The sequence below is a fragment of the Sulfitobacter sp. PS-8MA genome, from assembly GCF_040933935.1.
In the GTDB taxonomy this organism is placed as follows: domain Bacteria; phylum Pseudomonadota; class Alphaproteobacteria; order Rhodobacterales; family Rhodobacteraceae; genus Sulfitobacter.
This window is the reverse complement of sequence record NZ_JBFQYJ010000006.1, coordinates 289,616-305,844: the sequence shown is the minus strand read 5'-3', so window position 1 is coordinate 305,844 and position 16,229 is coordinate 289,616. Positions and strand designations below refer to the sequence as shown.

The window sequence follows — 16,229 nt, the reverse complement described above, 5'->3', positions numbered from 1 at the left end:
CGGCGGACCTGCGATATGCTGCGTAAAACGCAATGGTGCAGCACAGGCAGGTTACATGAGACAGTCACGCAGAACATTCGCATTTGGTCTTGCAGCGCTCGGGCTGACCTCGGCCTGTTCTACCGGCGGCGGGGTGCTTGGCCCTGTCGCGGCGGCGGGTCTGGCGACGGATATGCAACCCGTGCCCAACGCGGGCTATGACGCTTGGGTGGCCGCCTTCAAAAGCCGCGCGGCGGCGCAGGGGATTTCGGCCAGCACGCTCAGCCAAGGTTTTCGCGGGGCGGGCTATCTGCCCGGCGTGGTCAAGCGGGACCGCAATCAGACCGAATTCAAACGCTCGCTCGAAGATTACCTTGCCATCGCCGCCTCTGACGAGCGCGTGTCGAAAGGCCGTGCAGCCTTTGCGCGGCACCGGAACACATTGAGCGCGATCGAGGCGCGCTATGGCGTGGCGGCGGAGATCGTGGCGGCGGTCTGGGGGCTGGAGAGCTTCTTTGGCGAGCGGCGGGGCGATGTGCCGGTGGTCTCGGCGACCTCAACATTGGCCTATGACGGGCGGCGCGGGGCGTTTTTTGAGAAACAGTTGCTCGCGGCGCTGGAGATCCTGCAACGCGGCGATATCAGCGCGGGCGGGTTGACCGGGTCCTGGGCCGGGGCGATGGGGCATACGCAGTTTATCCCGACCTCCTATCAGGCCTTTGCGGTGGATTTTAACGGCGACGGCCGGCGCGACATCTGGTCGGATGATCCCACCGACGCGCTGGCCTCGACCGCCGCTTATCTGGCGCGCAACGGCTGGCAGAAGGGGCTGAAATGGGGCGGCGAGCTGGGCGATCTGCCGGCCAGCGCGGGCACGGTGCTGCAGCCGCAGCCGGGCGGGCCGAAATTTGTCGTCACCCGCAATTTCAACGCGCTGAAACGCTATAACAACTCCGACAGTTATGCGATTGGCGTGGGCCATCTGGCGGATCGGATCGCCGGGGGCGGCCCGCTGCGCGGCAGCTTCCCGCCCGATGCCAATGGGTTGACCAAGGACGACCGGATGGAGCTTCAGCGCCGGTTGACCGCGCGGGGCTTTGACACCGATGGCGCCGACGGGGTGATCGGGCCGAACAGCCGCAAGGCGATCAGCGCCTATCAGCAGAGTGTCGGCCTGCCCGCCACGGGGGAGCCTTCGCTTGACCTGCTGCGGCGCCTGCGCTGACCGGGCCTAGCCGGGGCTGATCCCGGCGCGGTCCAACAGGCCCGCGATCTCGGCAAAGGCGGTCGCGGGCGGGGTGTGGTCGGATTTGCGCTGGCCGAGGAAAGCCTCGCAGGGGCCGGCAAAGGCGATGGCGCGGTCAAGCTCGGGGTTGCTGCCGCTGCGGTAGGCGCCGATGCGGATCAGTTCTTCCATGTCGGCATGGGCCGCCAGCGCCTTATGGGCCGCCGTGAGCAGCGTATATTCAACGTCACTGTGACAATCCGGCAACGTGCGCGAGACGCTGGCCAAGAGGTCAATCGCCGGATAACGGCCCTTTTCCGCGATGCGGCGGTCGAGCACGATATGCCCGTCGGTGATCCCGCGCACGGCGTCGGCGATGGGATCGTTCATGTCGTCGCCATCCACCAGCACGGTGAAAATCGCGGTGATATCGCCCTTGCCCATGGGGCCGGGACCGGCGCGTTCCAGCATCTGCGGCAGTTCGGAAAAGACGGTGGGCGGGTAGCCCTTGGCCGTGGGCGGTTCGCGTGAGGCAAGGCCGATCTCGCGCTGCGCCATGGCAAAGCGGGTCACGCTGTCCATCAAGAGCAGCACATGCTGGCCTTGGTCGCGGAAGTGCTCCGCCACGGCCATGGCGGTCCAGGCCGCCTGGCGGCGGGTCAGCGGCGGCTCATCCCCGGTGGCGACGACGAGAACGGCCTTTTCCATGCCTTCGGGGCCGAGGTCTGAGGCGATGAAATCCTGCACCTCGCGGCCCCGTTCGCCGACCAGCGCCATGACCACCACGTCACATTCCGTATAGCGGGCCAGCATGGCCATGAGGGTTGATTTCCCCACCCCGGAGCCCGCGAAAATGCCCAGTCGCTGGCCTTGGCAGAGCGGCGTGAACACATCCATCGCGCGCACGTGGGTCGCCAGTTTCGGCCCGATGCGCTTGCGGTCGAAGGCGCCCGGCGGGGCGGCGCGCAGGGGGCGGGGGTCGGTACCCTCGGGCAGATGGCCCTTGCCGTCGAGCGGCGTGGCCGAAGCACTGATGACACGGCCCTTCCAGCTTTCATCGGGGCGGATCACATCGCGGCCAATCGCCACCTCGACCCGGTCCCCCGCCGCGACCCCGCGCCACGAGCCGAAGGGGAGCAGTTCCGTGCCTTGCGTGCCGATGCCCACGACCTCCGCATGCACCGGCCCGTCGGCACCCTGCACGATGCAGCGCTCGCCAATGCCCAAGACCCGCTCCAACCCCACGGCGGTCAGGGTGATGCCGGTGATCGCGCGCACTTCGCCGGTGATCTCGGCCTCGCCCGCCTCACGGGCAAAGCTTGTCAGCTCGGAAAAGAGTGTCTGCATGGATAAATTTCCTCTAGGAGCACGGGGGAATATTTACTATACAAGGATTAAACAGGCTATAGGCAAAAGAATGAACTTGTCTAATCTTTCTATTCTTGGACTCGCCTCGGACCGGATGCAATGGCTCTCGGCCCGGCAAAAGGTGACCTCGGAAAACATCGCCAATGCCACCACGCCGAACTACAAGGCGCGGGATGTGTCGTCGTTTGAGACCATGCTGAGCGGCGAGCTGTCGCGCGGCACCGGGCTTGTCACCACCCATGACAAACATCTGACCGGCGTGGCCAATGTCACCCCCGGCGTGCGCACCACGGATGACCGCACGGCGCAGAATGTAAGGCTCGACGGCAATACCGTGAACCTCGAAGAGCAGTCCGTTCGCGCAAGTGAGATCAGCGATCAATACAGATTGGCAGCCCAGCTCTACCGCAAGAGCTACGACCTGCTGACCATGGCCGTCACCGGGAACAGGTAAGGACACCGCATGGATACGCTTCAATCTATCGCAAAAATCGCCGCCAGCGGCATGACCGCCCAGACCGCCCGTCTGCGGGTGATCTCGGAAAACGTCGCCAATGCGGATTCAACCGGCACCACACCGGGCGAAGACCCCTTTCGCCGCAAGACCATCAGCTTTTCCGAATTGATCGACCGCAACAGCGGCGGCTCGCTGGTCGAGGTGGAGGATATCGGGCGCGACCAGTCGCCGTTCCGGCGCGACTATGACCCGGCGCATCCGGCCGCGGATGAGACCGGCTATGTCAAACGGTCCAATGTCGATCCGATCATCGAGATGGCCAATATGCGCGAAGCCTCGCGCAACTATGAGGCCAATATGAACATGTTCGAAGCGGGCCGCCGGATGCGCAGCCAGATGCTCGACCTGCTGAAGTGAGGCTAAGATGAGCGATCCGGCGTCCTTGATCTCTACCGCCGCGGTCCGGGGGGCATACCGCACCTCGCAATCGCTGAGTGGCCCCAAGACCGAAGGCATCGCCGAAGAGGCCGGCGCCAGCGCCAATAGTTTCACCAACATGGTGCAGCAGGCCTCTGAAAGCGCGCTGGAGACCGTGCGCGGGGGCGAGGCGGTGGCCCAAGCCGGTTTGCGCGGCGAGGCGGATACGCAGCAGGTGGTGGAAGCCATGCTGGCGATGGAATCCACCGTGAAAGTGGCCGTGTCGGTGCGCGACAAATTCGTCGAAGCCTATCAGGAAATCCTGCGGATGCCGATCTAGGCCATGACTGAAACCCAGACCTATGACATCATCTCCGACACCGTCTGGGCCGTGCTTTTGGCCTCTGGCCCGGTTTTGGCGGTGGCTTTGGGCATCGGTCTGGTGATCGCGTTTTTCCAGGCGCTGACGCAGATTCAGGAAATGACGCTGACCTTCGTGCCGAAGATCGTGATGATCTTTATCACCCTGCTGGTCGCGACGCCCTTCATGTATGCCACCCTGAAGAACCTGTCGGACCGGGTCTTTGACCTTGTGCAGAGCGGGGGGCTGTGAGGGGCTGGCGGCATATCGCCGGCGCGGCGCTGCTGGGGGCTGTGCTGACCGCCCCTGCCCTCGCCCAGGGCTGGGGGTCTTTCTATGAGCCGACGCGCAAGGACAAGGTGACGCAGACCGCCCGGACGCTGGCCGCCAAGGGCGGGCCGGAGGGGATCTGCATCCGCGAAATTCTCGCCGCGCAGATCCGGCATGGCATTCCCGACAATCTGCTGCTGGCGATTGGCCTGCAAGAGGCCGGCACGCGGCGCAACGGGCATTTCACCGTCTGGCCCTATGCGGTCAATGCCGCGGGCGAAGGGCGGCTGTTCGACAGCCGCAATGCCGCGCTGGACTGGATCGCGGAGCGGCAGGCCAGCGGCATTCGCTCCATTGACGTGGGCTGTATGCAGATCAACATGCGCTGGCATCCAGACGCCTTTGACAGCCCCGCGGAAGGCTTCGATCCGCGGGTGAATGTCGATTACGCGGCGCGCTTCCTCAAGCGGTTGCACCGGCGCACGGGCAGTTGGATGCAGGCGGCGGGGTCCTATCACTCTTTCGAGCCGGAGTTTCGCGACACCTATCTTGACCGGCTGCAACAGAACATCACCGCCGCCAATGCGCGGCTGCCGGAGTTTCAGGCGCTGGCCAGCGCCAGCCCGGCCCCTGCCCGCCCGGGCAAAGCGGCGGGCCGCTATGACAGGCTGGCGGCCAAGGCCACATGGGGCGCGCAGATCGGCGGGGCGGCGAATGCGCGCCGCTCGCTCTATTCCGCGCATGAGATGCAGCCCGTGCTGCCACAGTTCACCACCGTCCGGGCGGAGGATGCGGGATGAGCAGCAAGCCGAACTCCGCCCTGCCGCAGTTGAGCATGTTCAGCGCCAATAAGGACGTCAGCTTTGCCGTCGGCATGGCGCTGGTGCTGGCGGTGCTCTTCCTGCCGCTGCCGCCGATCCTGCTGGACTTCGGGCTGGCGCTGTCGCTGTCGCTGTCGGTACTGATCTTCATGGTGGCGCTCTGGATTCCGTCACCCTTGCAGTTCAACTCCTTCCCGACGCTGCTGCTGGTGACCACCATGCTGCGCCTGTCGCTGAACGTGGCCTCGACCCGGCTGATCCTCAGCGAGGGCCATGCCGGGATGCATGCCGCCGGCGACGTGATCCAAGGGTTTTCCAAATTCATCGTGGCGGGCAATTTCGTCATCGGTGTGGTGATCTTTGCCATTCTTGTGATCATCAACTTCGTGGTGATTTCCAAGGGGTCGACCCGTATCGCCGAGGTTGCCGCGCGGTTCTCGCTGGATGCGATGCCGGGCAAGCAGATGGCAATCGACGCCGATATGGGCGCGGGGCTGATTGACGAGGATGAGGCGCGTCGCCGTCGCAAGGAGTTGGAAGACGAAAGCGCGTTTTTCGGGGCGATGGACGGTGCCTCGAAATTCGTGCGCGGCGATGCGGTGGCGGGGCTGATCATCACGCTGATCAACGTGATCGGCGGCATTCTGATCGGTGTCGTGCAGCGTGGCATGGGCGTGGGCGATGCTTTCAACGTCTTCACCTCGCTGACCATCGGCGACGGGCTGGTGAGCCAGATCCCGGCGCTGGTCGTCTCGCTCGCCGCTGGTCTGATCGTGACCAAGGGCGGCACCCGGGGCGCGGCGAATGAGGCGGTCTTTGACCAACTGTCGAACTTCCCCAAGGCGCTTTACATGGCGGCCCTGCTGCTCTTCGGCATCGGCCTCCTGCCCGGTTTCCCGCTGCTGGTCTTTGCCCTTCTGGCCGCCGCCATGGTGGGGTTGGGCCTGATGATCCAGCGCGGCGCGGCGGAGGCGGCAGAGGCCAAGGCGAAGGCCGACGCCGAGGCGCAGCAGAAAGAGGACATGCCGGAGGTCGACAGCAACCCGATGCACCTCGACGAGCTGCGGCTGGTGCTGGGCGAAGGGCTGGTGGCGTTGGCCAACCGCCCCGACGCGGTGCTGCCGAGCAAGATCAAATCCCTGCGCAAGCATTTCGCCGAAGAGTTCGGCTTTCCCATGCCTTCGGTGCGGATCAAGGATGATGTAAGTCTGCCGATCAACAGCTATGCCTTCCAGATCCACGGCGTCGATGTGGCCAAGGGCGACATTCGCGCCAACCAGATGATGGTGATCAACCCCGAAGGCGCGCCGCTGCAACTGCCGGGTGAGGCGACGCGGGAGCCGACCTTTGGTCTCGATGCGCTTTGGGTTGACAGCAAGGTTGCCGATCAGGCCGAAGCGCAGGGCTATACGGTGGTGGACCCGGAAAGCGTCATCACCACGCATCTGACCGAAGTGGTCAAAGAGAACATGTCCGAGCTGCTCACCTATGGCGCGGCGAAAGAGGCGATCGAGGGGCTGGACCGAAACTATCAGAAACTGGTCAACGACCTGCCCGTCCCCTCCCCCGCGATACTCGTGCAGCAGGTCTTGCAGGAACTGCTGCTGGAACGTGTTTCGATCCGCAACCTGCCGCTGATCGTCGAGGCGATGGCCGAGGCGACGCGCCAGACTTCCAAGCCCGCGCTGGTGCTGGAAAACGTCCGCCGCCGCCTGTCGAGCCAGATTTGCCAAGGGCTGGCCGATGGCCAGGGTTTCGTGCCGGTCATCACCCTGTCGCCATCCTGGGAGGCGGAGTTCATCGAGGCGGTCAAAATCGTGGGCGAGGATCGCACATTCGTGATGTCGCCCAAACGGGTGCAGGAGTTTGTGCTGCAAGCCCGCCAGCAGATTCAGCGCTTCGCCTCTGAGGACAGTTGGCCCGCGTTGATGGTCAACCCCGAGGCGCGCTCCTATGTGCGCTCCATGCTGGAGCGGGTCAGCCCGATGACGCCGGTGATCTCCAACGCCGAAATCCATCGCAAGGTATCCCTGCGGACCGTCGCCACCATCGGGGGCTAGGGATGGACCTTGCCGCCTTTCTGACTGACGCGCTGATGGGGTATTTCGTGGTCTTCGCCCGGATCGGCAGCGCGCTTTTGTTCATGCCGGGCTTTGGCGAGACCTCTGTCCCCATGCGGCATCGGCTGTTCTTTGGCCTGATCCTGAGCGCCGCGCTCTATCCCGCAACCGGCCTGGGGCCGGTGTCCGAGGACCGGCCCGCCGCGCTTTTGCTGATCTTTGGTGCGGAAATCACCGTCGGGCTCTGGATCGGGCTGGTGGCGCGCACGCTGCTCTCGGCGCTGCAATTCGCAGGCTATCAGATGGCGCTGATGTCGGGGCTGGCCAATGCGCTGGCGCCGAGCATTGGCGCCTTTGAGGGGGCCACGACCATGGCGGCGATGCTGCTGGCGGCGGCCACGGCGCTGATCTTTATCACCGATCTGCACCATCTCATCATCGAATCCCTGCTGATGTCCTATACGGTCTTTGTCCCCGGCAGTTTCATGCTCTCGGACCTCACCGACCAATTCGCCCGCGCCGCACAGGTCAGCCTCTACCTCGGCCTGTCCATCGCCGCGCCCTTTTATGTGGCGGGGCTGGTGCTGAACGTCGGCATGGGGCTGGCGAACCGGATGATGGCGAGCCTTCAGGTCTTCTTTATCGCGCAGCCCCTGCTGATCGCCGCCGGGCTGGCCTTGATGGTGCTGGCGGTTCCGACCATGATGCGCGGGTTTTTGGAGCCTTTCGCGCAGTGGCTCACCAGCTACGGATTCTGAGCCATGTCGGAAGAGGACAAGAGCAGTAAGACCGAAGAGCCGACGGAGAAAAAGCTCCGCGACGCGCGCAAGAAAGGCGATGTGCCGCAATCGCGCGAGACCGGGACGGCGATGGTGGTCTTCTCCTTGCTGATGGTGCTGGTCTTTGTGCTGCCCAGTTCGATCGGCGGCATTGTCGACGCGCTGCAACGCCCCCTGAGCAACGCGAGTTTCACCGCGATCGGCACCGGCAGCACCGGCGTGGTCGAGGCCGGTCAGGTGCTCAAGGGCCTGGGCTTTACCCTGGGGCTGGCGATGATGCCCGTGGTGGGGATCATGGTATTGGCGGCGCTTTTCGGGGTCTTGATCCAGGGCGAGACCGTGGTCTCGACCGAGCGGATCAAGCCGAAACCGTCGAAGCTGAACCCGCTTTCGGGGTTCAAACGGTTGTTTTCGCCGGATGCCTTTGTGGAATTTGCCAAGAACACCGCCAAGGTGCTGATCATCGGCTTCATCACCGTCTGGGTGGTGCGCGATATTGCGCGCTCCTTGGGCCAGACACAGGCGTTCATCCCCGAAACCTTGCTGGCTGAGACCTTGGACAAGGTGCGCTGGATCTTTCTGGTCACCACCGTGATCCTCGTCCCCATCGCCATTGCCGACATCATCTGGAAGCGCTTTCAGTGGAAGAAAAAGCAGATGATGAGCCTCAAGGAAATCCGCGATGAGCATAAGGACAGCGAGGGCGATCCGCAGATCAAGGCGCGCCGCGCCGAGCTGCGCCGCGCCCGGGCACGTCAGCGCATCGCGCAGGCGATCCCCAATGCCAGCGTGATCCTGACCAACCCGACCCATTTCGCCGTGGCGCTGAAATATGAACAGGGCGAGGACGACGTGCCGGTCTGCGTGGCCAAGGGGGCCGATGTCATGGCGCATCGCATTCGGGAGTTGGCCAAGGAGCACGACATCCCGATGATCGAAAACCGCCCGCTGGCGCGGGCCCTGCATGCGACTGTCGAGGTCGATGAGCGGATTCCGATGGAGCATTGGCAGGCGGTGGCCGAGATCATCGGCTTTGTCATGGACCTGCGCCGCAATGTGCGCCGCAAACCGCCCGCAGGCTCCACGGTGCGCGAGGATTGAGCGGTTGCCCTAGCGCAGCTTGAGCCCTTCGAGATTGCGGTCAGCGGGGAGTTTGGAGCGCTCCAGCAGGATTTTGGTAATCAGCCGCGCCCGGACAAGGCTGAACGACCCCATGATCTGCGCCGCGTCCCGCTCGGGCATGGCGCCGATCACCTGCACGGCGGTCTCAATGTCGATCTCATCCATGATGCCCGCGGCGACCTGCGGTTTCATATTGCGGTAGAGCTCGACCAATTTGGTCATGTCCTGATTGTTGGCCTCATCAATGACCTTGAGCTGGGCGCCGATCTCATCCCGCAGCCGCGCCAGCCGGGTCTGCTCGGCCTTGAGGCTCTGTTCGGCCAGTGCGAGCTTCGCCTCGCGGTCCGCGATGGTGGCGCGTTGGTCTTTCAGCAGCGCACGTTCTTCGGCGATGGCCTCGGCGATCAGATGGCTCGGCTCGCACATGCCGCTTTCGCCCGGCGCGCTGGCGTCATAGCTGGGCGGCGCGGGGGCGGCGGCAAGCTCGACCGGCACCGGCGGGTTTTCCGCCGGGGTTTCGGCAATCGCCATCATCGGCATGAACTCAACCGTGAGCTTCAGCACCCCGGCGACGCCAAGCCCCATCAGGGCGAGTTTGGGCAGGGAAATACGGCTCATTCCTTGCGCTCCTTTGTGATGTCGAAAAAGGTGCGGACCAGTTCGGATTTGCCCTGCACCGCCGCCTGCCCCTGTACCGGGGCGCGGTTTTTCAGCCGGGCCGCGCGTTTCTGGGCGGGGCTTTCACCACCGGGGGCCGGTGCGACGGTCTGGGGTCGCGGCTGCGGCGCCTGCTTTTGCACCGGCGGCTCAGGGCGCCGCGCCTGCGTGCTGAGATCGCGCAGTTCCTCGACCGATTTGGCCGATTGATCGACCGCGGTGCTGAATGCGCCCACCATCGGCTCCATATCCTTGAGCGAAGCCATCAGATTGCGCACCCGGCGGTCAAGGATAAAGGCATAGACCAGCGTGCCGATGAGCAGCACGATGATGATAATATCAATCAAGGCTGACATCATCGGCGATCTCCTCCTCGGTTTTCTGCGGCAGCAGCGATTGGATCACCCGCAGCGCCAGCGCCCCATTGCTGCGCTGGCCAAAGGCCGCTTGAAACATCGGCTGCGCATTGACCATGCCCACCACGGGCGTGTCCACCGTCATGCCCAGATCGATCACCTGCCCGGGCTGCCATTCCATGACCTCGCGCAGGGGGATTTTCATCTCTTGCAAGACCCCGGTGATGGTGACCGTGGTGCCGGAGATCTGCGTGTTCATATCCTTGCGCGCGTTGCTGTCGGTGGGCGAGCGCCCCCCGAGGAAGGGCTGGGCGAGCTTGGCGCTGACCTCGTCAAGATTGCCGTAGGGCAGGATGAAGGTCATATGTCCGCTGCGGTCCTCAAAGGCCATATGCAGCCGCACGGCGACCGTCGCGGTGCGCGGCGCAGCCAGCATGACCGAACGGGGGTTGGATTCAAGCGATGCGATGCTGAAGCTCACCGGGCTGACGTCGCTCATACATTTGCTCAGCCCTTTCAGCGAAAGCTCCGCCAACCGCCGCCCCAGCTTCTGCTCAATGGCCGTGAGGCTGCGGGGTTTCCACTCATTGGGCTGCGCGCGGCGCCCGCCCAACATGATCTCCAGGACCGAGAACAGCAGATCAGGCTCGATCACACAGGCGATCTGGCTGTTCCAGTTGTCCGCATCGGCAATGGCGTAGAGCGAGGGCGCCTGCGTGGCCTCCATCGCGTCCTCATAGGGGAGGTAATCCAGCGATTGCAGCTCAATCTCGGGCGCGATGGTGCAATAGGATTTCAGGTCTGGGACCATGGCCAGCAGGAGCCGGTCAAGGACGATCTCAAGCGTGGGCAGGCGCTGAAAGCTCTCCCGCGCCTGCCGGATCATGGTTTCCTCTAGCTTTACAGCATCACTTTGCGGGGAGGTTGCCGGGCTCATTGCACCACCATATCCGCAATCAGGATTTCGCGCGGCGCCTCGGTATGGGCGACGGCCCGGGCGCGGCGCAGCAGTTCGGTCTTCATCATCGCCAACCCATAGCTGCCGCTCAGATCGCTGACATGAAGCTGGCGCAGAAAGTCTTGGAAACTGTCGCGCAGATAGATTTCCCGCGCCACCAGACGGTCCGCCCCGTCGAGCGTATCGTCGTAGACCATCAGCATGTTCAGCTTGAGAAACCGGCTGGTCTTGCCGCCCTGCGGCCCGGTGTCGGTGACGTTCACGATGATCTCAGGGAAAGGCATCACCGGCATCTTGGCCTTCTTGACCGTGTCCCCTTCGCCCTGCGCCTCGGCCTTGCCCTCCTTGCCGGTCTCCGCTTCGGCCTGTTTTGGATCTTCCCCGGCAGCGGCCTCCCCGCCCAGCCCGACCATCTGCAGCATCACAGAGGGCCCGATGGCCAGCGTGGCACCGCCAATTGCGGCGACAGCGCACAACAGAGCAATGGCAAGGATAGCGACAGTCTTTTTCATAAAATCAGTCTTACTCAGATCGCGCGCCCTGCGCTAGACACAAGGACAAATACATATCCATTCAAGCTTTATTGCAACAGAAACCTGTTTATTTCCAGCGCTCAGCAAGTATAAATCGATATATACTTGCATAGCCACGCCCAAGTGGGGAATGCTGGGGTCCAATCAACTCAAGTGAGGCCACGTGAACCAGATCGTCGAAAACCTCAAGGATTTGGGTCCGAAACGTCTGGCACTGCTGGGCGGCATCGGTCTGGCCCTGACGGCGGCGATCCTGATCGGGGCGCGAACGATCTTTGCGCCGACCTATGTGCCGGTTTACAGCCAACTCAGCCCCGGCACCGCCTCGCAGATGATGCAGACGCTTGAGCAGGCCGGGCTGACGGTCGATCTGTCGCGCAATGGTGATACGATTTCGGTGGCCGAGGATGACATCGCCCGCGCCCGCATGGCGCTGGCCGATGCGGGGCTGCCCGGCGAAGGCGTGCCGGGCTGGGAGATTTTCGACGATATGTCGGGCATGGGGATGAACTCCTTCATGCAAAAGGTGAACCGGCTGCGCGCGCTTGAGGGCGAATTGGCCCGCTCGATCCAGACCATCAGCGGCATCAAGGCCGCGCGGGTGCATCTGGTCCTGCCGGAACGCGCCGCTTTCTCGCGCAGCCAGCCTGAGGCCAGCGGCTCGGTCATCGTGCGCGCGCAGGCCAATGCCAGCATCACCCGCCGTCAGGCGCAGGCGATCCAGGCGCTGGTGGCCTCTGCCGTGGCGGACCTTGAAGCGCAGAATGTGACGGTGCTCTCGGGCACGGGCGAGACGATCCTCGCCAAGGATGATGGCGGCAGTTCGGACTATTCGCTGCAGGGCCAGCGCAGCATGATCGAAGAGCAACTGGCGCAGAAGGTTGAATCGATCCTCAACGCCCGCGTCGGCCCCGGCAATACCCGCGTGCGGGTCAGCGTCGATCTGACCACGGAGCGCGAGGTTCGCGTCTCGCGCAGCTTTGATCCGGCCCAGCAGGTCGCCCGCTCGATCGAGACCCGGACCCGCAATTCCAACGAGACCGACCCGGCAAACGGCACCGTCGATCTTGGCAACAACATCCCCGACGAGCTGCGCGATGACGCGGGCGGCGGGGCGGCGGGGCAATCGACGCGCAGCGAGAATGACGAGATCATCAACTACGAGATCGGTTCGGTACAGAGCGAGCTGGTGCGCGAGCCCGGCGATATCGAGCGGATCTCGGTCGCGGTGCTGGTCAACGGCAGCTACGGCACCCTGCCCGATGGCTCGGAAGGCTATATCGAGCGCAGCGAAGAAGAGATGCAGCGTCTGACGCAATTGGTCAGCACCGCGATTGGCTTTGACCAAAGCCGGGGCGATCAGGTGCAGGTCGATAGCCTTCAGTTCCTCGACTTCGATTCCGAATTCAGCGGCCCGGCCAGCCGTGGCCTGGGCGCGGTGCTGGCGGATAATGCGATGACCATTCTGCGCTCGCTTTTCGGCCTTGCGCTGGTCGCGATCATCATGTTCTTCGGCGCCCGCCCCCTGCGCATGGTGCTGGACAGCGTCGCACCGCAGCCCGCCCTTGCTGGCGCGGGGGCCGATGCCGCCTTGCTGGATGGGCCGGAGAGCAATGAGACCAGGGCGCTTTCGGACCAAAGCAGCCCGCAGCAGCAGAACCGCCTGCCCACCCCGGCAGAGCCGCAGATGGGCTCTGTCCTGGCCCCGCTGGACGAGGCGCCGCGCGACATGGTGCATCTGGCCTCGGTCGATGGGGCGGTGCAGCACAGCCAGATCCGTACCGTGGCCGAACTGGCCCAGAACAACCCCGACGGGGCGCTGCGGGTTTTGGGCGAATGGCTGTCTGAGGAGTTCATCACATGATCACCACATTGAAACTGCGCAACTTTGATGAGGACGCCAATCCGACCGCCTCGCAGCCGGACCCGGAGCAGCCCACCGTCGAAGAGATCGAGGCCAAGATCAAAAAGGCGCATAAGCAGGGCCATATCGAGGGCTATCTTGCGGGCGCCGATGCGGGCCGGGCCGAGATGCACAAGCAGATGCAGGGCGAACATGCCGAGATGGCCGAGAAGCTGGCGCAGGAGCTGGCGCGGCTGGCGACCGCGATGCAGGGGCATAACGAGGCTTTGGTCGCGCAGGTCGTGGGCTTTACCCTGCAAACCTGCGAAATCGTGCTGCCAGAGGTGATCGAACGGCTGTCGACCGAACGGGTCAAGAAAACCGTGACCCAGTCATTGAAAATGGCCATCGGCTCAAGCCGCATCAAAGTCCGGCTGTCACCCCAGACCCTGGCCCAGATCGGCCCCGAGCTGCAAAGCCGCGCGGCCTATTACAAATGCGACAATGTGCTCGACGTGCAGGCCGACCCGGCCATTGCCGATGGGGATGCGCGGATGGAATGGGATCACGGCGCGCTCGACTACGGATTCAAAAAGATTTGCGACCGCCTGCTCGCCGAACTGCGCGAGACCCATAAGCGGGCGCTAGAGGCACAAAAGGAGAAGGACGGACATGGACAAGCCTGATCTGCAATCCCCCAAGGATACCGAGGCCAGCGGCGGCACAGCGGTCGAAAACAGCCCGGCGGACCAGCCCCGCGCGGATGCTCTGGGCAATACGGAGGGTCAAAGCGCCGCCGAGGCCGGTGTCTTTCCGCAGCTTGATACCGAGGAGTCGCGCAACGCGTTGGCGCCCCGGGGCGAAACTGGCAGCACCGGCATCAATGCCATGTTGAACGTCGGGCTCGATGTGCAGATCGTGCTGGGCCAGGCGCGGATGCCGATCTCGCGGCTGCTGGAACTGACACGCGGCTCGATCGTGGAGTTGAACCGCAAGATCGGCGCGCCGGTGGATCTGATGGTCTCCGACCGTCTGGTCGCGCGCGGCGATCTGGTCAAGGTGGGCGAAGACCGCTTGGGCGTCTCCCTGACCCAGATCGTCAAGGATTATGCGCCTGACTGACCTCCCCTCCCCGCGCGTCTCGGCGCTTGGCCGCTTTGGCCTTGCCCTGCTGGTGTTTCTCGCCGGCAGCGGCATGGCTATGGCGCAGGACGGCGGTTTTCTCGGCACGCTGTCGGATGTGATCGGGGACGCGGCACCGGGCAGCGACGAAAACGCCAATCTCTCGGGGCGGATCGTCCAGTTCATCGCGCTGATCACGGTCTTGAGCATCGCGCCGGGGCTGTTGGTGGTGATGACCAGTTTCACCCGCTTTGTCATCGTGCTGTCGATGCTGCGCTCGGCGCTTGGCCTGAACCAGACGCCGCCCAATATCGTGCTGACCTCGCTGGCGCTGTTTATGACTTTCTTTGTCATGCAGCCAGTGTTCGAGGACGCCTATGAAGGCGGGGTCGTGCCGCTTTTGAACAACGCGATTGCCGAAGAACAGGCGCTGGAGCGCATCGCCGATCCGTTCCGCAGTTTCATGTTCGTCAACACCCGCCCCGAGGACTATGCCCTGTTCCTGCGCGTCACAGCGCCCGAGAGCGAGACCGGCGCGCCCCCGCAGATGCCCGAAACCGCCGAGGAGGCCAGCTTTCGCCATCTGGTCCCGGCCTTTATGATCTCGGAACTGCGCCGCGCCTTTACCATCGGGTTTCTGATCTACCTGCCCTTCGTGGCGATCGACCTGATCGTCGCCTCGGTGCTGATGAGCGCCGGCATGATGATGCTGCCCCCGGTGCTGATCTCTTTGCCGTTCAAGGTGATTTTCTTTGTTTTGATTGATGGCTGGTACATGCTGGCCGGATCGCTGATCGAAAGCTATGTGCCCCTGACCGGTGGCTGATCTGCGCGAGAAAGGAATTTTCAATGTCCCTGTCCCCCACCAAGAGCCGCCGCGCCAATTTCGACGCCGCAGATCTGACCGGCCCGACCAAAGCCGCCATCACCTTTCTGTGCCTTGGCGAACAGGAAGGCTCGGAGCTGATGAAAAAGCTGGGCCATGATCAGATTGAGCGCATCACCAGCGCCATGAGCCGGCTGGGGCCGATCCCCTCCGAAGTGGTGGAAACGGTGCTGAGCGAATTTACCCAGAAGGTCATCAGCGGCAGCAGTTCGGTGGTGGGGTCGCTTTCCACCGCGGAATCGATGCTGCGCAAATTCATGCCCGAAGAAGAGGTCGCCGGCATCCTGGAAGGGCTGCGCACCACCGAGCGCGAAAGCGCCATGTGGCGCGGCTTTGCGGCGCTGGATGAGACCGTGATCGCCAATTACCTCGCCGGGGAACATGACCAGACCGCCGCGGCCATCCTGAACAATGTGGAAACCTCGGTGGCGGCAAAGGTGCTGCCCCTGCTGGGCGCGGAGCGGATGCGCGACATTGCCGAGCGGATGATCGCGATGGAACCTGTGCCTTTGCATATGATGCAGCAGATTGAGGAAACGCTGAAACAGGACATCCTGTCCAACACCATGCACACCAGTTCGGTGGAGACCCATCAACGCATGGCGGATGTGTTCAACCAGTTGGACGGCCAGGCCTTTGAGGAGCTTTCCTCGGCCCTCGACAAGCGCATCCCCGATGCCTTCCAGGCGATCAAGCAGCGGATGTTCGTCTTTGACGATCTGTTCCGCCTGCCGATGCAGGACCTGGCGCAGGTGATGCGCGGGCTGGATGGGGCGACCCTGCCGCTGGCGATGCGGGGGGCCACGAAAGAGCAGCGTGATCATCTGATGGAATGTCTGCCGCAGCGCTCGCGTCAGATGCTGATGGATGAAATGGCGGCCACCGGCCCGGTGCGGGGCCGCGACGTGCGCACGGCGCAGGCGGCCATGGTGGAATATGCCAAGTCCCTCGCCGATCAGGGCGCCATTGAGCTGCCTTCGGCGACCGAAGACGACGAATTCATCGAATAGGGCCG

19 protein-coding genes are annotated in these 16,229 nt (G+C 63.8%); 14 read left to right on the top strand and 5 right to left on the bottom strand.

What is annotated here, in order from left to right:
* Window positions 1–55 precede the first annotated feature (55 nt).
* Window positions 56–1,204 (top strand): lytic murein transglycosylase, encoded by a 1,149-nt coding sequence (locus AB4M76_RS05405; protein WP_368440784.1) that lies wholly within the window; start codon window positions 56–58, stop codon window positions 1,202–1,204.
* A 6-nt stretch (window positions 1,205–1,210) separates the two neighbouring features.
* Here AB4M76_RS05405 and AB4M76_RS05400 read toward each other — a convergent pair whose 3' ends face one another.
* Complete coding sequence (locus AB4M76_RS05400) at window positions 1,211–2,551, bottom strand: FliI/YscN family ATPase (protein WP_368440783.1); 1,341 nt, start codon at window positions 2,549–2,551, stop codon at window positions 1,211–1,213.
* Between the two features lie 70 nt (window positions 2,552–2,621).
* Here AB4M76_RS05400 and flgB point away from each other — a divergent pair, with 70 nt between their 5' ends.
* The 8 genes from flgB to flhB are packed head-to-tail and all read left to right on the top strand — an operon-like array spanning window position 2,622 to window position 8,838.
* Window positions 2,622–3,026, top strand: coding sequence for a flagellar basal body rod protein FlgB (flgB, locus tag AB4M76_RS05395; RefSeq protein WP_368440782.1), 405 nt, complete (start codon window positions 2,622–2,624; stop codon window positions 3,024–3,026).
* Between the two features lie 9 nt (window positions 3,027–3,035).
* Window positions 3,036–3,446 (top strand): flagellar basal body rod protein FlgC, encoded by a 411-nt coding sequence (flgC, locus tag AB4M76_RS05390; protein ID WP_368440781.1) that lies wholly within the window; start codon window positions 3,036–3,038, stop codon window positions 3,444–3,446.
* Window positions 3,447–3,453: 7 nt separating this feature from the next.
* Window positions 3,454–3,786 (top strand): flagellar hook-basal body complex protein FliE, encoded by a 333-nt coding sequence (locus AB4M76_RS05385; RefSeq protein WP_368440780.1) that lies wholly within the window; start codon window positions 3,454–3,456, stop codon window positions 3,784–3,786.
* Between the two features lie 3 nt (window positions 3,787–3,789).
* On the top strand, window positions 3,790–4,059 hold the full coding sequence (gene fliQ, locus AB4M76_RS05380) for a flagellar biosynthesis protein FliQ (protein ID WP_368440779.1): 270 nt from the start codon (window positions 3,790–3,792) through the stop codon (window positions 4,057–4,059).
* Window positions 4,056–4,877, top strand: a complete 822-nt coding sequence (locus AB4M76_RS05375) for a lytic transglycosylase domain-containing protein (protein WP_368440778.1) — start codon at window positions 4,056–4,058, stop codon at window positions 4,875–4,877. The genes fliQ and AB4M76_RS05375 overlap by 4 nt, the downstream gene beginning before the upstream one ends.
* Complete coding sequence (flhA, locus tag AB4M76_RS05370; protein ID WP_368440777.1) at window positions 4,874–6,958, top strand: flagellar biosynthesis protein FlhA; 2,085 nt, start codon at window positions 4,874–4,876, stop codon at window positions 6,956–6,958. Before AB4M76_RS05375 ends, flhA begins: the two co-directional genes overlap by 4 nt.
* Window positions 6,959–6,960: 2 nt before the next feature.
* Window positions 6,961–7,716 (top strand): flagellar biosynthetic protein FliR, encoded by a 756-nt coding sequence (locus AB4M76_RS05365; protein WP_368440776.1) that lies wholly within the window; start codon window positions 6,961–6,963, stop codon window positions 7,714–7,716.
* A gap of 3 nt (window positions 7,717–7,719) precedes the next feature.
* On the top strand, window positions 7,720–8,838 hold the full coding sequence (flhB, locus tag AB4M76_RS05360) for a flagellar biosynthesis protein FlhB (RefSeq protein WP_368440775.1): 1,119 nt from the start codon (window positions 7,720–7,722) through the stop codon (window positions 8,836–8,838).
* Between the two features lie 9 nt (window positions 8,839–8,847).
* Here flhB and AB4M76_RS05355 read toward each other — a convergent pair whose 3' ends face one another.
* The 4 genes from AB4M76_RS05355 to fliL are packed head-to-tail and all read right to left on the bottom strand — an operon-like array spanning window position 8,848 to window position 11,342.
* Window positions 8,848–9,477 carry a MotE family protein gene (locus tag AB4M76_RS05355; protein WP_368440774.1) on the bottom strand — a complete coding sequence of 210 codons (630 nt, stop codon included), beginning with the start codon at window positions 9,475–9,477 and terminating at the stop codon, window positions 8,848–8,850.
* Window positions 9,474–9,875: a flagellar motor switch protein gene (locus AB4M76_RS05350; RefSeq protein ID WP_368440773.1), complete on the bottom strand. Its 402-nt coding sequence runs from the start codon at window positions 9,873–9,875 to the stop codon at window positions 9,474–9,476. The genes AB4M76_RS05355 and AB4M76_RS05350 overlap by 4 nt, the downstream gene beginning before the upstream one ends.
* Window positions 9,856–10,809 (bottom strand): flagellar motor switch protein FliM, encoded by a 954-nt coding sequence (locus tag AB4M76_RS05345; protein ID WP_368440772.1) that lies wholly within the window; start codon window positions 10,807–10,809, stop codon window positions 9,856–9,858. Before AB4M76_RS05345 ends, AB4M76_RS05350 begins: the two co-directional genes overlap by 20 nt.
* A complete protein-coding gene (fliL, locus tag AB4M76_RS05340) occupies window positions 10,806–11,342 on the bottom strand; it encodes a flagellar basal body-associated protein FliL (RefSeq protein WP_368440771.1) in 537 nt (178 codons plus the stop codon). The genes AB4M76_RS05345 and fliL overlap by 4 nt, the downstream gene beginning before the upstream one ends.
* Window positions 11,343–11,526: 184 nt before the next feature.
* Between fliL and fliF the strand changes: the two genes are divergently transcribed.
* From fliF to AB4M76_RS05315, 5 genes are read left to right on the top strand one after another with little or no spacing between them, the layout of a single operon-like run.
* A complete protein-coding gene (fliF, locus tag AB4M76_RS05335; RefSeq protein WP_368440770.1) occupies window positions 11,527–13,227 on the top strand; it encodes a flagellar basal-body MS-ring/collar protein FliF in 1,701 nt (566 codons plus the stop codon).
* Window positions 13,224–13,892, top strand: a complete 669-nt coding sequence (locus AB4M76_RS05330) for a FliH/SctL family protein (protein WP_368440769.1) — start codon at window positions 13,224–13,226, stop codon at window positions 13,890–13,892. Before fliF ends, AB4M76_RS05330 begins: the two co-directional genes overlap by 4 nt.
* Window positions 13,879–14,328, top strand: a complete 450-nt coding sequence (locus AB4M76_RS05325) for a FliM/FliN family flagellar motor switch protein (protein WP_368440768.1) — start codon at window positions 13,879–13,881, stop codon at window positions 14,326–14,328. Before AB4M76_RS05330 ends, AB4M76_RS05325 begins: the two co-directional genes overlap by 14 nt.
* Entirely contained in the window at window positions 14,315–15,154 is an 840-nt protein-coding gene (gene fliP / locus AB4M76_RS05320; RefSeq protein ID WP_368440767.1) for a flagellar type III secretion system pore protein FliP, read from the top strand. Before AB4M76_RS05325 ends, fliP begins: the two co-directional genes overlap by 14 nt.
* A 23-nt stretch (window positions 15,155–15,177) precedes the next feature.
* Entirely contained in the window at window positions 15,178–16,224 is a 1,047-nt protein-coding gene (locus AB4M76_RS05315) for a flagellar motor switch protein FliG (RefSeq protein WP_368440766.1), read from the top strand.
* The last annotated feature ends 5 nt before the right edge of the window (window positions 16,225–16,229 follow it).

Excerpts from the sequence above, each read along its gene's own strand:
- AB4M76_RS05385 (WP_368440780.1), top strand. The coding sequence starts at position 3,454 with ATGAGCGATCCGGCGTCCTTGATCTCTACCGCCGCGGTCCGGGGGGCA.
- flgB (WP_368440782.1), top strand. The coding sequence starts at position 2,622 with ATGAACTTGTCTAATCTTTCTATTCTTGGACTCGCCTCGGACCGGATG.
- AB4M76_RS05330 (WP_368440769.1), top strand. The coding sequence starts at position 13,224 with ATGATCACCACATTGAAACTGCGCAACTTTGATGAGGACGCCAATCCG.
- flhA (WP_368440777.1), top strand. The coding sequence starts at position 4,874 with ATGAGCAGCAAGCCGAACTCCGCCCTGCCGCAGTTGAGCATGTTCAGC.
- AB4M76_RS05405 (WP_368440784.1), top strand. The coding sequence starts at position 56 with ATGAGACAGTCACGCAGAACATTCGCATTTGGTCTTGCAGCGCTCGGG.
- AB4M76_RS05325 (WP_368440768.1), top strand. The coding sequence starts at position 13,879 with ATGGACAAGCCTGATCTGCAATCCCCCAAGGATACCGAGGCCAGCGGC.
- fliL (WP_368440771.1), bottom strand. The coding sequence starts at position 11,342 with ATGAAAAAGACTGTCGCTATCCTTGCCATTGCTCTGTTGTGCGCTGTC.
- flhB (WP_368440775.1), top strand. The coding sequence starts at position 7,720 with ATGTCGGAAGAGGACAAGAGCAGTAAGACCGAAGAGCCGACGGAGAAA.
- AB4M76_RS05400 (WP_368440783.1), bottom strand. The coding sequence starts at position 2,551 with ATGCAGACACTCTTTTCCGAGCTGACAAGCTTTGCCCGTGAGGCGGGC.
- AB4M76_RS05345 (WP_368440772.1), bottom strand. The coding sequence starts at position 10,809 with ATGAGCCCGGCAACCTCCCCGCAAAGTGATGCTGTAAAGCTAGAGGAA.
- fliP (WP_368440767.1), top strand. The coding sequence starts at position 14,315 with ATGCGCCTGACTGACCTCCCCTCCCCGCGCGTCTCGGCGCTTGGCCGC.
- AB4M76_RS05355 (WP_368440774.1), bottom strand. The coding sequence starts at position 9,477 with ATGAGCCGTATTTCCCTGCCCAAACTCGCCCTGATGGGGCTTGGCGTC.
- AB4M76_RS05365 (WP_368440776.1), top strand. The coding sequence starts at position 6,961 with ATGGACCTTGCCGCCTTTCTGACTGACGCGCTGATGGGGTATTTCGTG.
- AB4M76_RS05315 (WP_368440766.1), top strand. The coding sequence starts at position 15,178 with ATGTCCCTGTCCCCCACCAAGAGCCGCCGCGCCAATTTCGACGCCGCA.
- flgC (WP_368440781.1), top strand. The coding sequence starts at position 3,036 with ATGGATACGCTTCAATCTATCGCAAAAATCGCCGCCAGCGGCATGACC.
- AB4M76_RS05350 (WP_368440773.1), bottom strand. The coding sequence starts at position 9,875 with ATGATGTCAGCCTTGATTGATATTATCATCATCGTGCTGCTCATCGGC.
- fliQ (WP_368440779.1), top strand. The coding sequence starts at position 3,790 with ATGACTGAAACCCAGACCTATGACATCATCTCCGACACCGTCTGGGCC.